Here is a 14,485-nt window from a genome sequence, read left to right on the forward strand (position 1 = left end):
ACCGGCCGCGTGGACGCTCGCGTATGCGGGTGTGACGCGGAACCATGTTCGCCGCCCCGGTCCCCCCACTTGAATGGGGACATGACACAGAACACGGGTGGGAAGCGTGCCGGGGCGGTCCTCGGCGCGGCGACGGTGACGACCGGACTGCTGGCGGGGGTGTGGTTCGCGTACGTCTGCTCGGTCATGCCGGCGCTGGCGCGCAGCGACGACCGGGTCTTCGTCGAGGTGATGCGGAACATCAACGACGTGATCCAGAACCCGGTCTTCTTCACGCCGTTCCTCGCCGCCCCGGTCCTCGCGGCGGTGGCAGCCTGGCAGCACCGCGCCACCCGGGCGCGGACCTGGACGATCGCCGCGGCCGTCCTCTGCGTGGCGGTCTTCCTGGTCACCTCGGCGGTGAACGTCCCCCTCAACGACGCCCTCGCGGCGACCCGCGACCCGGCCGCGGCCCGGGCCGCCTTCGAGGGCCCCTGGGTCGCGTGGAACCTGGTCCGCGCGATCCTCTCGACGGCGGGCCTCGCCTGCCTGCTGCGGGCGACGACGGTACGGAACCGGGCGCGGAACCAGGGTCTGTCGGACAGGCCTTAGGGGGTGTCCCCGCTCCCGGTGACGAACGGGCGGACGAAATCCGCTCCCCGGTCCCACAGCAGTTCGTGCAGGGCCGCGAAGACCTCCGAGGAGCCCCGGCCGGGCCAGTCGTCGGGCAGCAGCTCCGCCGGCAGCACCGGGTCCGCGTACGGCAGGCGCCGCCAGGAGTCCAGGACGAGCAGGTACGCCCGGTAGGCGTCCTCCGCGCCGCCCGGCGCCGACCGCCAGGCGTGCAGCACCGGTTCGTGGACCGCCAGGAACTCCTCGTGCAGCCCCGCGATCGCCGGCAGGTCCCACCAGCGGGCCACCGCCTCGGCCGTCGCCGCGTACCCCAGGTGCTCGCCCCGGAAGAGGTCCACGTAGGGGGAGAGTTCCAGCCGCTCCAGGGTGTTCCGGGTCTCCTCGTACAGCCGGGCGGGCGCGATCCAGACGCCCGGCGCCGCCGTGCCGAAGCCGAGCCGGGCGAGCCGCGAGCGCAGCAGGTGCCGCTTGTGGCGCTCGGCCTCGGGGACCGAGAAGACGGCGAGGACCCAGCCCTCGGAGAGCTTCGGCTCCGTACGGGCGTAGATCCGGCGGTCGCCGTCGTCGAGGAGCCGGCGGGCGTCCTCCGACAGGGCGTACCCGGCGGCCCCGTCGGCCGTCCGGCGCGGCAGCAGCAGCCCGCGCCGCTTCAGCCGCGACACCGAGGACCGCACCGAGGGCGGGTCCACGCCGAGCACCCCGAGCAGCCGGATGAGCGCGGCCACCGGCATCGGGGAGTCGTCGGGCGCACGGCCGTACGCGCCGTACAGGGAGACGATCAGGGAACGGGGAGTGTGCTGCTCGGCCACGTGATCACTTTAGGGGGTGGGACGGACGGGCCCGGCGCCGGATCAGGACGGGTCGCGCAGTCGGAAGCGCTGGAGCTTGCCGGTCGCGGTGCGCGGCAGGGCGTCCAGGAAGACGATCCGGCGGGGCGACTTGTACGGGGCGAGGCGGGCGCGGACGAAGGCCCGTAGGGCGGCGGCCGTGACGGAGTCGTGCGGCACCCCCTCCCGTACCACCGCGTACGCCACGACGATCTGCCCGCGCAGCTCGTCGGGGCGGCCGACGACCGCCGTCTCGACCACGTCCGGGTGGTCGAGGAGCACCTCCTCGACCTGGGGTCCCGCGATGTTGTACCCCGCCGAGATGATCATGTCGTCGGCCCGTGAGACGTAGCGGAACCAGCCGTCGGGCCGTCGGACGTACGTGTCGCCCGTGACGTTCCAGCCGTCCCGTACGTACTCGGCCTGGCGCGGATCGGCCAGATAGCGGCAGCCGACCGGGCCGCGCACGGCGAGCAGCCCCTCCTCGCCGTCCGGGACGTCCCGCCCCTCGTGGTCGACGATCCGGGCCTGCCAGCCGGGGACCGGGCGGCCGGTGGTGCCGGGGCGGATGTCGCCGTCGGCGGCGGAGATGAAGATGTGCAGGAGCTCGGTGGCGCCGATGCCGTTGATGAGGCGCAGGCCCGTCCGGCCGTACCAGGCCGACCAGGTGGCCTCCGGCAGGTTCTCGCCGGCGGAGACGCAGCGCCGCAGCGAGCTCACGTCGGGGGCGGTGCCGCCGGCCAGCTCGTCGAGCATCACGCGGTAGGCGGTCGGGGCGGTGAAGAGCACCGAGATCCGGTGCCGCTCGATGGCCGCGAGCAGCTGCTTGGGCCCGGCCTGTTCGAGCAGGACCGCGCTCGCCCCGGCCCGCAGGGGGAAGACGACGAGCCCGCCGAGGCCGAACGTGAAGGCGAGTGGCGGCGAACCGGCGAAGACGTCGTCGGGCAGCGGGCGCAGGACGTGCGCGGAGAAGGTGTCGGCGACGGCGAGGACGTCCCGGTGGAAGTGGACGCAGCCCTTGGGCCGTCCGGTGGTTCCGGAGGTGAAGGCGATCAGGGCCACGTCGTCGGCGGCGGTCGCCACCGCCTCGTACCGGTCGGGGTGGTGGGCGGCGAGCGCCAGCAGGTCGTCCGGTCCCTCCCCGCCGAAGGGGGTGACGCGGAGGCCCGGGATCCGGGCGGCGAGGAGCTCGTCGAGGACGCGGGCGTCGCAGAGCGCGTGGGTGCAGCCGGCCGCGTCCGCCATCACGGCCAGCTCGGGGGCGCGCTGCTGGGCGAGGACGGTGACGGCGACGGCACCGGCCTTCATCACGGCGAGCCAGCAGGCGGCGAGCCAGGGGGTGGTGGGGCCGCGCAGGAGTACCCGGTTGCCGGGCCGGACCCGTAGGTCGGAGGTGAGGACATGGGCGATCCGGTCGACGCGGTCGCGGAGCTCTCCGTAGCTCCAGACCGTGCCCTCGCCGTCGTGGAAGGCGGGTCGGTCCGCGCCGAATCGTTCCGCCGTACGGTCGAGGAGTTCGGCCCCGCAGTTGAGCCGGTCGGGGTAGGCGAGCTCCGGCAGGTCGAAGAGGAGATGCGGCCACCGCTCCGGCGGGGGCAGCCGGTCGCGGGTGAAGGTGTCGAGGTGGGCCGAGGGTGTCAGCTCCATGAGTCCGTCCCCCTGTCGTGGTGGGGTCGCTCAACGCTCCACGAGCGTATCGTGTTGGTGACGACAGTCAACGGTTCGCGACAAGGGCGCCGGGCGGTGCAGGCATGAGGGAGCCGCAGGGCGCAGGGACCAGGGCGCCGGACAGCGCCGACGCCAGGGCGCCGGACGGCACCGACGCCAGGGCGCCGGACGGCACCGACGCCAGGGCGCCGGACGGCACCGACGCCAGGGCGCCGGACGGCACCGACGCCAGGGCGCCGGACGGCACCGATGCCAGGGCGCCGGACGGCACCGATGCCAGGGCGCCGGACGGCACCGATGCCAGGGCGCCGGACGGCGCAGTGACCAGGGCGCCGCAGGGCGCCGGAGAGGGCCCACATGCCCGCATTCTCGCTCGATCCGGCACAGATCACCTGGTGTGCGGAGCTTCGTGCCCTCGCCGCCGACCGTCTCGCGCCCCTCGCCGCCAAGGGTGAGCCCGGCCGCGTCAACCGCCCCCTGGTCGCCGCCCTCGGCGAGCTCGGCCTCCTCGCCCGCCTCTTCGACGCCGGCGCGTTCGACCTCTGCCTCCTGCGCGAGTCCCTCGCCCAGGTCTGCACCGAGGCCGAGACCGCCCTCGCCCTCCAGGGCCTCGGCACCCACCCCGTCGCCGCCTTCGGCACCCCCGCGCAGCGCGCCCGCTGGCTCCCCGAGGCCACTGCCGGACGGGCCGTCGCCGCCTTCGCGCTCTCCGAGCCCGGCGCGGGCTCCGACGCCGCCGCCCTCGCCCTCGACGCCGTCCCCGACGGCCACGGCGGCTGGCGCCTGCACGGCGAGAAACGGTGGATCTCCAACGCGCCCGAGGCCGACTTCGCCACCGTCTTCGCCCGCACCACCCGGGGCGCGGGATCCCGGGGAGTCACCGCCTTCCTCGTCCCCGCCGACCGCCCCGGACTCGGCGGCGAACCCCTCGACATGCTCTCCCCGCACGCCCTCGGCACCCTCACCTTCGACGGCGTCCCCGTCGGCCCCGAGGACCTGCTCGGCGAACCGGACCGGGGCTTCCACGTCGCCATGAACACCCTCAACCTCTTCCGGCCCAGCGTCGGAGCCTTCGCCGTCGGCATGGCCCAGGCCGCCCTGGACGCCGCCGTCGCCCACACCGCCGCCCGCCCCGCCTTCGGTGGCGTCCTCGCCGACCTCCAGGCCGTCTCCCACCGGATCGCCGAGATGGCCACCCGCACGGAGGCCGCCCGCCTCCTCGTCTACGCGGCGGCCACCGCGTACGACAGCGGCGACCCGGACGTCCCCCGGCGCTCCGCCATGGCGAAACTCCTCGCCACCGAGACCGCGCAGTACGTCGTCGACGCGGCCGTCCAGGTGCACGGCGCCGCCGCCCTGCAACGCGGCCACCTCCTGGAACACCTCTACCGCGAGGTGCGCGCGCCCCGGATCTACGAGGGGGCCACGGAGGTCCAGCGCGCGATCATCGCCAAGGAGCTGTACGCGGCGCACGCGAGGCGTCCCGAGGAGGCGGTTTCCGCATGAGCCTCCACCGCCACAACCCGGCCGAACTCGCCCCGCCCACCGGCTTCTCCCACGCCGTCACCGCCACCGGAACCCGCCTGGTCTTCCTCGCGGGCCAGACCGCGCTCGACACCGAGGGGAAGGTCGTGGGGGACACCCTCACCGAGCAGTTCGCCACCGCCCTCGGCAATCTCCTCACCGCCCTGCGGCACGCCGGCGGCACCCCCGCCGACCTCGCGCGCGTCACCGTCTACACCACCGACGTCGACGACTACCGCGCCCACGCCGCCGAACTCGGCCGGATCTGGCGGCGGTTGGCGGGCCGCGACTATCCGGCGATGGCCGTGATCGGAGTCGTACGCCTCTGGGACGAACAGGCGCGGGTGGAATTGGACGGCTTCGCCGTCCTGGACGATCCCGCCCCCGCCTGACCGGCCGGCGGAGCCGCCGTTGATCAACTGGTCACCCATCCGGCCCTGGCTTAGTGTCGAAAGGTGGACCGACCGGCCCACGGCTCCTTCCGGTAGGACGCGATGCGTCATGAGTAGCCATGACCAGTGATCCGAAGCCGACCACCCCGACGGCGACAGTCCCGCGCAAGAGCGGCGGAGACGGCAAGGGCATCGCCCTGTTCGTGATCGCCTCCTGTCAGCTGATGGTGGTCCTCGACATCACCATCGTGAACATCGCGTTGCCCGACATCCAGCAGTCGTTGGACTTCTCGACCACCAGCCTGTCCTGGGTCGTCAACGCCTACACGCTCACCTTCGGCGGACTGCTGCTCCTCGGCGGCCGCGCGGGCGACATCCTCGGCCGGCGCCGGGTCTTCATCTTCGGCGTCCTGCTCTTCGGACTCGCCTCCCTGCTCGCGGGCTTCGCCCAGAGCGACTGGCAACTCCTCGCGGCCCGCGCCCTCCAGGGCGTCGGCGGCGCGATCGCCTCGCCGACCTCGCTCTCGCTGATCTCCACGACCTTCGAAGAGGGCCCCGAACGCAACCGTGCCTTCGGGGTGTTCGCGGGCGTGTCGGCGGGCGGCGGAGCCATCGGCCTGCTCGCCGGCGGCATCCTGGTCGAATGGCTCGACTGGCGCTGGATCTTCTTCGTGAACGTGCCGATCGCCCTGCTGATCGCCTTCCTGACACCCCGGCACGTCAAGGAATCCGCGCGCCAGCCCGGCCACTTCGACGTGACCGGCGCGCTCACCTCGACGCTCGGCATGGTGGCGCTGGTCTACGGATTCATCCGCGCCGCCCAGGAAGGCTGGCGCGACCCGTACACGATCGCGTCCTTCGCCGCGGCGGTCGTCCTGCTCGTCACCTTCGTCCTGGTGGAACGGCGCTCCCGTCAGCCGATCACCCCGCTGCACATGTTCGCCGACCGCAACCGCGCGGGCACCTACGGCATCATGCTCTGCCTCGCGGCCGCGATCTTCGGCATGTTCTTCTTCCTCACGCTCTTCGTGCAGACCGTCCTGGACTTCAGCCCGCTCGAAGCCGGTCTCGCCTTCCTCCCGGTGAGCGCCGTCATCGCGGTCGCCGCCGGCATCACCTCCCAACTCCTGCCCAAGTTCGGCCCGAAGCCGTTCATGGTGGTGGGTTCGCTCTGCCTGGCGGTCGGCCTCTCCTGGCTCACCCTGACCAACATCGACTCGACGTACCTGGGTTCGATCCTCGGTCCGATGCTGGTCTTCAGCTTCGGCATGGGGTTCATGTTCGTCTCGCTGACGCTGATGGCCCTCTCCAACGTCGCCGTCAAGGACACCGGAGCCGCCTCCGGCCTGCTCAACGCGACCCAGCAGGTGGGCGGTTCGCTCGGTCTGTCGATCCTCGTGACGGTCTTCGGCACGGCCAGCCGCAACGAGGCCGACAAGCAGGTCCCGGCCTTCCTGGCCCAGGCCGGGACACTGGAGAAGGCCCGCTTCGCCGAGACCGGACAACTCCCGCCGCCCTGGAGCGACGAGGTCCTGACCAACGGCGTCTCGGCCGGATTCATCGTGGCCGCCGTCTTCGCGATCCTCTCCTTCCTGATCGCCCTCATCGTGATCCAGGTCAGGCCCTCGGACCTCGAACGCCTCAAGGGCGGCATCGTCCCGGGCGCCTGACACCCCCGGGCACATGTCGCTACTCGCGGCGGGCCGCTACTTCACGGGGGCGCTGTAGGACGTGCCGAAGCCGCCCTTGCGGTAGTACACCTTCACCGGCGTGACCTTGCCCTTCACGGTGATGGTGCCGACGGCCTTCTCGCCCTTGAACAGGTCGACAGCGCGCAGATCGGACTCGGATCCGAAGATCTCGGCGGAGTGCTTCACGCCCTCGCTGTCGGTGACCTCGAAGTACAGCGGGTTCACGTGGATCTTGTCGTCGGTGTTGTTGGCGACGGTGACCTTCACGGACGTGTAGTCGTCGCTGTCATGCAGCACGGTCCGCTTGAAGGCGGCCTTGGACGCCGTGATCGTGACCGGCGGCTGCTCCGCGGTCTCCGGCTTCTTTTTCTTCTCGGCAGGCGGCTTACTCGCGGGCGCGACGGCCTTGGGCTTGTCGGCGGCTTCGGCGGCGGACTGGGTCGCCTTCGCCTTGGGGCTGCCGCTGTCCTCGTCGCTGCCGGCGGAGACGACATTCGCGGTGCAGGACACGAAGAACAGGCCGCCGAGGACGAACGTGGCTATCTTCCACCCGTTGCTCTGCTTCTTCGGCGGAGGGACGGGCGCCCACTGCGGGGGCTGCTGGGGGTATCCGTAGCCGGGCGGCGGCGGTTGCGTCATCGCGGACTCCTGGGGGATGAGAGGTTGAGCGGCGCTCAACATACACAGAAGCTTCACGCTCCGTGCACCAGTCGGCTGAATCGCGACACCCGACTTTCCGGCGACGAAGCCACGGCCCAGTACGCCCCCTTGAAACACCGGAGGCCCCCTCACTCTCTCCGGAGTGTGAGGGGGCCTCGGATCCGACTGACTAGATGTCCCGGAAGATCTCGATCTGCGCGCCGACCGAGTTCAGGCGCTCCGCGAGCTCCTCGTAGCCGCGGTTGATGACGTACACGTTGCGGAGGACCGACGTGCCCTCGGCGGCCATCATCGCCAGGAGGACGACCACCGCGGGGCGCAGGGCCGGCGGGCACATCATCTCGGCGGCGCGCCAGCGCGTGGGGCCCTCGACCAGGACGCGGTGGGGGTCGAGGAGCTGGAGGCGGCCGCCGAGGCGGTTGAGGTCCGTGAGGTAGATGGCGCGGTTGTCGTAGACCCAGTCGTGGATGAGGGTCTTGCCCTGCGCCGTGGCCGCGATGGCCGCGAAGAAGGGGACGTTGTCGATGTTCAGGCCCGGGAACGGCATCGGGTGGATCTTGTCGATCGGCGCCTCCAGCTTGGAGGGGCGGACCGTCAGGTCGATCAGGCGCGTGCGGCCGTTGTCCGCCGCGTACTCCGCCGAGCGGTCGTGGTCGAGGCCCATCTCCTCCAGGACCGCGAGCTCGATCTCCATGAACTCGATCGGCACCCGGCGGATCGTCAGCTCCGACTCGGTGACGACCGCGGCGGCCAGCAGGCTCATCGCCTCGACCGGGTCCTCGGAGGGGGAGTAGTCGACGTCGACGTCGATCTGCGGCACGCCGTGCACGGTCAGGGTCGTGGTGCCGATGCCGTCGACCCGGACGCCCAGCGCCTCCAGGAAGAAGCACAGGTCCTGGACCATGTAGTTGGAGGAGGCGTTGCGGATGACGGTCGCGCCGTCGTGGCGGGCGGCGGCGAGCAGCGCGTTCTCGGTCACCGTGTCGCCGCGCTCGGTCAGGACGATCGGGCGGTCGGGGGAGACCGAGGGCTCGACCTGGGCGTGGTAGATCCCCTCGGTGGCCGTGATGTCCAGGCCGAAGCGGCGCAGCGCGATCATGTGCGGCTCGATCGTGCGCGTACCGAGGTCGCAGCCGCCGGCGTACGGCAGCTTGAAGCGGTCCATGCGGTGCAGCAGCGGGCCGAGGAACATGATGATCGAGCGGGTGCGGATCGCGGCCTCGGCGTCGATGGACTCCATGTCCAGCTCGGCGGGCGGCACGATCTCCAGGTCGACCCCGTCGTTGATCCAGCGGGTGCGCACTCCGATGGAGTTGAGGACCTCCAGGAGCCGGAAGACCTCCTCGATGCGGGCGACGCGGCGCAGGACCGTGCGGCCCTTGTTGAGGAGGGAGGCGCAGAGCAGCGCGACACAGGCGTTCTTGCTGGTCTTGACGTCGATGGCTCCGGAGAGCCGACGGCGCCCGACGACGCGGAGGTGCATGGGGCCCGCGTAACCCAGGGACACGATCTCGCTGTCGAGGGCCTCGCCGATCCGGGCGATCATCTCAAGGCTGATGTTCTGGTTGCCGCGCTCGATCCGGTTGACGGCGCTCTGGCTCGTGGCCAGCGCCTCGGCGAGCTGCGTCTGTGTCCAGCCGCGGTGCTGCCGGGCGTCACGGATGAGCTTGCCGATGCGTACGAGGTAGTCGTCTGCCATGGCGTCACGTTATCTCAGATATGAGATGACGCCCGACATTGGGGTGGGCCGTCAGGGTGACAGGGTGTGCGCGGTCGGGTGACGCGGTTCGTACAGGGGCAGTTCGGTGCCGCTCGGCAGCCGGACGGCCGCGAGCAGGCCCCAGCCCTGGTCGGTGATGGGGCGTGAGATCTCCGCGCCCCGGTCCTCCAGGTCCGTCAGGGTCCGGGTGATGTCGTCGCACATGAGGTAGACCTCGTGCTTCGGCTCGCCCTCCGTGGGGTGGACGGCGATCTCGGCGGGCGGCAGCCTGAAGATGAGCCAGCCCCGGCCGGCGTCCACGTGCGGGAAGCCGACAACGTCCTTGAGGAAGGCGCGGTCGGCGTCCGCGTCCCGGGTGTAGAGGATCACATGCGCGCCGGTGAACATGGCTCGATCCTGGGGCTGTCGGACGCCCCCGGCCATCCGGGAGCGGCCGTCCGGGTGTCGTTGCCGGATCGGCGGATCCCTGTCGCCGTGTCGGCGCCCGGATCGGGGCGGATCCCTATCGCCGCCGGGCTACTCGGCGGTAATCTGCGGGCCCGTCCGCAGTCAGGGGGAGTGGCATGGGCACCGTCACGACGTTCGACCCCGTCATCGAGCACGAGAAGACCCGCGCCGCGCTGGCCGCCGCGGTCCCGCGGCTGGTCCGGCTGCTGCGCGACGCACCGGACCCCGACGCGCCCTCGGGCGTCCCCGTGTGGTCGGTGGGTGACGTCGGCGCGCACCTTGCCGCCGTGTACCTCGCGTACTGCGCCGTCGTCTCCGCCGACGAGTCGGTGGAGTGGGGCGGCATCCTGCCGCCCGGCGACCTGCCGTTCGTCGAGCGGGTCACGGCCATGAACGCCACCTCCGTCGCCCTCTTCGCCGGCGAGGAGCGCGCCCGCCTGGGCGAGTTCGTCGCCGAGCGGGGCGAGGCGTTCCTGCGCGTCACCGCGGGCCTCGCCCCGGACACCCCGGTCACCGCCCCCTGGTACGGGGAGGGGGCGACGCTCACGGTGGCGGTGGTGACCGGCCTGATGCTCAGCGAGACCCTCGTGCACGGCCTGGACATCGCGCGCGGCGCCCGACTCCCGTGGCCGATCGGCCCGGACGAGGCGAGCCTGGTGATCGGTCAGTCGATGCCGACGATGATGCGGCTGGCCCTTGATGCGGATAAGGCGCGGGGTGTCAGCCTCGCGTTCGACCTGGTGGTCAAGGGCGGGCCCAGGCTCGCGGTCGTCGTCGACGGCGGGGCGATGACGGTGACCCGCGACGCCCCGCCGCGCGCGTACGACTGCAGGATCACGGTGGCGCCGACCACCTTCCTGCTGGTCTCCTTCCGGCGCACGCCGATCTGGAAGGCGGTCGCGTGGGGCCGGATGCGGGCAGGCGGCCGCAGGCCATGGCTCGCCGCGCAGCTCGGCGAACTCGTCACCACTCCCTGACCGGCGGACTCGTCGCCACGGCCTGACCGGCGGGCGGCCGCTCTTCCTTCACCTGTGCCGCGGATCAGCGCTCGGAGAAGAGGACGGTGCCCTGCGGGTCCCTTACTTCGACGACCCCGCGCTCCTTCTCGACGACACCGACATATCCGAGGGGCAGCCCCAGCACCGCGGCGGCCTCAGGCCGCAACGCGAAGAGCTCGACGCACTGGGCGATGTCGCCCGCGAGTCGGTCGACCAGGTCCTCGTCGAACGGCTCGCCGCCGATGAACCACAGCGTGGAACCATCCGTATGGTCGCGTCGGCACTCCAGTACGCGATCGGTCTTGAGGATGCCGACGGTCATGTAGAGCCAATCACGCCAGTGAGTCGGCACCGGTGCTTCCAGCCCCGACAGCCGCGCCACGCGGTCCCATGCCGACAGTGTCCACAGCAGCTGCGTCACGTCGTCGCGTCGAACCCGGCCGCGGGTGGTGTGACCGTCCTTGGTCGTCGCGATCAACACGCCGTCGCGGTCGTCGAATCGAATGCTGTCCCACCCCAGGTCGACCTCCCCGCCTTCGACGGCGTCGACGCCGTCGTCGGAAAGGCGCGCCACCAGCGCGTCGAGCGCATCGGCGACGGCCTCGTCCGCCCGGAAGACGACCTCCCGCCGACCCAGCGACATGATCCGCTCGACCAGAGGACCGCTCTCCGGCGGTCGTACGCTCACCAGCGAGGGCACAGCGCCTCTCCCGTGAGGGCCGTGCTGCTCCTGGAGCGGGTAGTGGACCAGGTCTGAGGTGATCTCGATCTCGGGGTCGGTCATGCGCAGCCACAGTACCGAGGCGGCCGGAGCGGCTCTCGTTCTCCGGCTTTCCGGACATCCAGCCCCCGACACCCCCGGGATTCGCCCCGACAGCCCCCGGTCTTCGCCGGGAAGGCCTGGCGTTCACCGGTCCTCGGTGGCCATGCTCGACCTTCACTGCGACAGATCAGGGCTGCCGGGCATGACCGCGCGGCGGTGATGCACTAGAGTTATCTCGACATCGAGATAACTGCTTACGGCGCACCGTGGCCGCCCGCCCGGTAAGGGTTCCCTAACTAAGCCTTACCTTAGCGGATCGGCGAGGGGTCGTGGCGGCAGCATGACGGTAGTACGCGCACATTGATGAAGGAGACTGTCGTGTCGGCGAACAGCTTCGACGCCCGCAGCACGCTGCGCGTGGGCGACGAGTCGTACGAGATCTTCAAGCTGGACAAGGTCGAGGGCTCCGCGCGCCTCCCTTACAGCCTGAAGGTCCTCCTGGAGAACCTGCTCCGCACCGAGGACGGCGCGAACATCACCGCCGACCACATCCGTGCCCTCGGCGGCTGGGACTCGCAGGCTCAGCCGAGCCAGGAGATCCAGTTCACGCCCGCCCGCGTGATCATGCAGGACTTCACCGGTGTGCCCTGCGTCGTCGACCTCGCCACCATGCGCGAGGCCGTCAAGGAGCTCGGCGGCGACCCGGCGAAGGTCAACCCGCTCTCCCCGGCCGAGCTGGTCATCGACCACTCGGTCATCGCCGACAAGTTCGGCACCGCGGACGCCTTCGGCCAGAACGTCGAGCTGGAGTACGGCCGCAACAAGGAGCGCTACCAGTTCCTGCGCTGGGGCCAGACCGCCTTCGACGACTTCAAGGTCGTCCCCCCGGGCACCGGCATCGTCCACCAGGTGAACATCGAGCACCTGGCCCGTACGGTCATGGTCCGCAACGGCCAGGCGTACCCCGACACCCTCGTCGGCACCGACTCCCACACCACCATGGTCAACGGCCTCGGTGTGCTCGGCTGGGGCGTCGGCGGCATCGAGGCCGAGGCCGCGATGCTCGGCCAGCCGGTCTCCATGCTCATCCCGCGCGTCGTCGGCTTCAAGCTGACCGGCGAGCTCCCGGCCGGCACCACCGCCACCGACCTGGTCCTCACGATCACCGAGATGCTGCGCAAGCACGGCGTCGTCGGCAAGTTCGTCGAGTTCTACGGTGAGGGCGTCGCCGCGACCTCCCTCGCGAACCGCGCCACCATCGGCAACATGTCGCCGGAGTTCGGCTCCACCGCCGCGATCTTCCCGATCGACGGCGAGACGCTGAAGTACCTCAAGCTCACCGGCCGCTCCGAGCAGCAGGTCGCGCTCGTCGAGGCGTACGCCAAGGAGCAGGGCCTCTGGCTCGACCCGGCCGCCGAGCCCGACTTCTCCGAGAAGCTGGAGCTCGACCTCTCCACGGTCGTCCCCTCCATCGCCGGCCCGAAGCGCCCGCAGGACCGCATCGTCCTCGCGAACGCCGCCCAGCAGTTCGCCCTGGACGTCCGCAACTACGTCGACGAGGTCGACGAGGCGGGCAAGGAGTCCTTCCCGGCCTCCGACGCCCCGGCGAACCACCCGAACGGCGCCCCGTCGAAGCCCGTCCTCGTGACGGCCCCCGACGGCTCGACGTACGAGATCGACCACGGCGCCGTCACCGTCGCCGCGATCACCTCCTGCACCAACACGTCGAACCCGTACGTGATGGTCGCCGCCGCGCTCGTCGCGAAGAAGGCCGTGGAGAAGGGCCTGACCCGCAAGCCGTGGGTCAAGACCACCCTCGCCCCGGGCTCGAAGGTCGTCACCGACTACTTCGACAAGGCGGGCCTCACCCCGTACCTCGACAAGGTCGGCTTCAACCTCGTCGGCTACGGCTGCACCACCTGCATCGGCAACTCCGGCCCGCTGCCGGAGGAGGTCTCCAAGGCCGTCAACGAGCACGACCTGGCCGTGACCTCGGTGCTCTCGGGCAACCGTAACTTCGAGGGTCGTATCAACCCCGACGTCAAGATGAACTACCTGGCCTCCCCGCCGCTGGTCGTCGCGTACGCCCTCGCCGGCTCGATGAAGGTCGACATCACCAAGGACGCCCTGGGCATCGACCAGGACGGCAAGCCGGTCTACCTGGCGGACATCTGGCCGACCGAGGCCGAGGTCAACGACGTCGTCGCCAACGCCATCGGCGAGGACATGTTCAACAAGTCCTACCAGGACGTCTTCGCGGGCGACGCCCAGTGGCAGGCGCTGCCGATCCCGACCGGCAACACCTTCGAGTGGGACACCGAGTCCACCTACGTCCGGAAGCCCCCGTACTTCGAGGGCATGACGATGGAGACCACCCCGGTCACCGACATCGTCGGCGCCCGCGTCCTGGCCAAGCTGGGCGACTCGGTCACCACCGACCACATCTCCCCGGCCGGCGCCATCAAGGCCGACACCCCGGCCGGCAAGTACCTCACCGAGCACGGTGTGGAGCGTCGTGACTTCAACTCCTACGGCTCGCGCCGAGGCAACCACGAGGTCATGATCCGCGGCACGTTCGCCAACATCCGCCTGCGCAACCAGATCGCGCCGGGCACCGAGGGCGGCTTCACCCGCGACTTCACCCAGGCGGACGCGCCGGTGTCGTTCATCTACGACGCCTCGCGCAACTACATCGAGCAGGGCACCCCGCTCGCGATCCTGGCGGGCAAGGAGTACGGCTCCGGCTCGTCCCGCGACTGGGCCGCCAAGGGCACCGCGCTCCTCGGCGTCAAGGCCGTCATCGCCGAGTCGTACGAGCGCATCCACCGCTCGAACCTCATCGGCATGGGCGTCCTGCCGCTCCAGTTCCCGGAGGGCGCCAACGCGGAGTCCCTCGGCCTGACCGGCGAGGAGACCTTCTCCTTCACCGGCGTCGAGGAGCTCAACAACGGCGTCACGCCGCGCACGGTCAAGGTCACCACCGACACCGGTGTCGAGTTCGACGCGGTCGTCCGCATCGACACCCCCGGCGAGGCGGACTACTACCGCAACGGCGGCATCATGCAGTACGTGCTCCGCAACCTGATCCGCGGCTGACGCCACCGGATCCGGTAACGGGAAAGGGCCCCGCTCCTCGGAAGAGGAGCGGGGCCCTTTCGGTTGTCCATCCGGCGAGCGGGCGAA

The 14,485-nt window shown here is 71.0% G+C and carries 12 protein-coding genes; 6 read left to right on the forward strand and 6 right to left on the reverse strand.

Annotation, left to right across the window (positions count from 1 at the left end; translation table 11 throughout):
• Positions 1-81: 81 nt before the first annotated feature.
• Complete coding sequence (locus OG580_RS27840) at positions 82-591, forward strand: DUF1772 domain-containing protein (protein WP_267046391.1); 510 nt, start codon at positions 82-84, stop codon at positions 589-591.
• On the opposite strand, the gene OG580_RS27845 is transcribed toward OG580_RS27840, so the two are convergent.
• Complete coding sequence (locus OG580_RS27845) at positions 588-1,421, reverse strand: PaaX family transcriptional regulator C-terminal domain-containing protein (protein WP_267046392.1); 834 nt, start codon at positions 1,419-1,421, stop codon at positions 588-590. The two genes, OG580_RS27840 and OG580_RS27845, sit on opposite strands and share 4 nt — an antisense overlap.
• A 42-nt stretch (positions 1,422-1,463) precedes the next feature.
• On the reverse strand, positions 1,464-3,086 hold the full coding sequence (locus tag OG580_RS27850) for an AMP-binding protein (protein WP_267046393.1): 1,623 nt from the start codon (positions 3,084-3,086) through the stop codon (positions 1,464-1,466).
• Positions 3,087-3,464: 378 nt separating this feature from the next.
• Here OG580_RS27850 and OG580_RS27855 point away from each other — a divergent pair, with 378 nt between their 5' ends.
• The 3 genes from OG580_RS27855 (at position 3,465) to OG580_RS27865 (ending at position 6,693) form a co-directional block, all read left to right on the forward strand.
• The gene (locus OG580_RS27855) at positions 3,465-4,613 is read left to right on the forward strand and encodes an acyl-CoA dehydrogenase family protein (protein ID WP_267046394.1); all 1,149 of its coding nucleotides are present in this window, start codon (positions 3,465-3,467) and stop codon (positions 4,611-4,613) included.
• The gene (locus OG580_RS27860) at positions 4,610-5,023 is read left to right on the forward strand and encodes a RidA family protein (RefSeq protein ID WP_267046395.1); all 414 of its coding nucleotides are present in this window, start codon (positions 4,610-4,612) and stop codon (positions 5,021-5,023) included. Before OG580_RS27855 ends, OG580_RS27860 begins: the two co-directional genes overlap by 4 nt.
• A gap of 119 nt (positions 5,024-5,142) precedes the next feature.
• Entirely contained in the window at positions 5,143-6,693 is a 1,551-nt protein-coding gene (locus OG580_RS27865; protein WP_267046396.1) for an MFS transporter, read from the forward strand.
• 36 nt (positions 6,694-6,729) lie between these two features.
• Here the strand turns inward: OG580_RS27865 and OG580_RS27870 are convergent, their stop codons facing one another.
• The 3 genes from OG580_RS27870 to OG580_RS27880 form a co-directional block, all read right to left on the reverse strand.
• The gene (locus OG580_RS27870; RefSeq protein ID WP_267046397.1) at positions 6,730-7,353 is read right to left on the reverse strand and encodes a DUF4352 domain-containing protein; all 624 of its coding nucleotides are present in this window, start codon (positions 7,351-7,353) and stop codon (positions 6,730-6,732) included.
• 190 nt (positions 7,354-7,543) lie between these two features.
• Positions 7,544-9,073: a UDP-N-acetylglucosamine 1-carboxyvinyltransferase gene (locus OG580_RS27875; protein WP_267046398.1), complete on the reverse strand. Its 1,530-nt coding sequence runs from the start codon at positions 9,071-9,073 to the stop codon at positions 7,544-7,546.
• A 51-nt stretch (positions 9,074-9,124) separates the two neighbouring features.
• The gene (locus OG580_RS27880) at positions 9,125-9,481 is read right to left on the reverse strand and encodes a VOC family protein (protein WP_267046399.1); all 357 of its coding nucleotides are present in this window, start codon (positions 9,479-9,481) and stop codon (positions 9,125-9,127) included.
• A 176-nt stretch (positions 9,482-9,657) separates the two neighbouring features.
• Here OG580_RS27880 and OG580_RS27885 point away from each other — a divergent pair, with 176 nt between their 5' ends.
• Positions 9,658-10,518 (forward strand): maleylpyruvate isomerase N-terminal domain-containing protein, encoded by an 861-nt coding sequence (locus tag OG580_RS27885; RefSeq protein WP_267046400.1) that lies wholly within the window; start codon positions 9,658-9,660, stop codon positions 10,516-10,518.
• 64 nt (positions 10,519-10,582) lie between these two features.
• Here the strand turns inward: OG580_RS27885 and OG580_RS27890 are convergent, their stop codons facing one another.
• Positions 10,583-11,323 carry a hypothetical protein gene (locus tag OG580_RS27890; protein WP_267046401.1) on the reverse strand — a complete coding sequence of 247 codons (741 nt, stop codon included), beginning with the start codon at positions 11,321-11,323 and terminating at the stop codon, positions 10,583-10,585.
• A 357-nt stretch (positions 11,324-11,680) separates the two neighbouring features.
• On the opposite strand from OG580_RS27890, the gene acnA reads away from it, so the two are divergent.
• Positions 11,681-14,398, forward strand: coding sequence for an aconitate hydratase AcnA (acnA, locus tag OG580_RS27895; protein ID WP_323182617.1), 2,718 nt, complete (start codon positions 11,681-11,683; stop codon positions 14,396-14,398).
• Positions 14,399-14,485: the final 87 nt, after the last annotated feature.

This window comes from Streptomyces sp. NBC_00094, assembly GCF_026343125.1.
Lineage (GTDB): Bacteria > Actinomycetota > Actinomycetes > Streptomycetales > Streptomycetaceae > Streptomyces.

Bases quoted from the DNA above. Each gene is read 5' to 3' on its own strand.
- OG580_RS27840 (WP_267046391.1), top strand. From the start codon at position 82: ATGACACAGAACACGGGTGGGAAGCGTGCCGGGGCGGTCCTCGGCGCG.
- OG580_RS27850 (WP_267046393.1), bottom strand. From the start codon at position 3,086: ATGGAGCTGACACCCTCGGCCCACCTCGACACCTTCACCCGCGACCGG.
- OG580_RS27855 (WP_267046394.1), top strand. From the start codon at position 3,465: ATGCCCGCATTCTCGCTCGATCCGGCACAGATCACCTGGTGTGCGGAG.
- OG580_RS27860 (WP_267046395.1), top strand. From the start codon at position 4,610: ATGAGCCTCCACCGCCACAACCCGGCCGAACTCGCCCCGCCCACCGGC.
- OG580_RS27865 (WP_267046396.1), top strand. From the start codon at position 5,143: ATGACCAGTGATCCGAAGCCGACCACCCCGACGGCGACAGTCCCGCGC.
- OG580_RS27870 (WP_267046397.1), bottom strand. From the start codon at position 7,353: ATGACGCAACCGCCGCCGCCCGGCTACGGATACCCCCAGCAGCCCCCG.
- OG580_RS27875 (WP_267046398.1), bottom strand. From the start codon at position 9,073: ATGGCAGACGACTACCTCGTACGCATCGGCAAGCTCATCCGTGACGCC.
- OG580_RS27880 (WP_267046399.1), bottom strand. From the start codon at position 9,481: ATGTTCACCGGCGCGCATGTGATCCTCTACACCCGGGACGCGGACGCC.
- OG580_RS27885 (WP_267046400.1), top strand. From the start codon at position 9,658: ATGGGCACCGTCACGACGTTCGACCCCGTCATCGAGCACGAGAAGACC.
- OG580_RS27890 (WP_267046401.1), bottom strand. From the start codon at position 11,323: ATGACCGACCCCGAGATCGAGATCACCTCAGACCTGGTCCACTACCCG.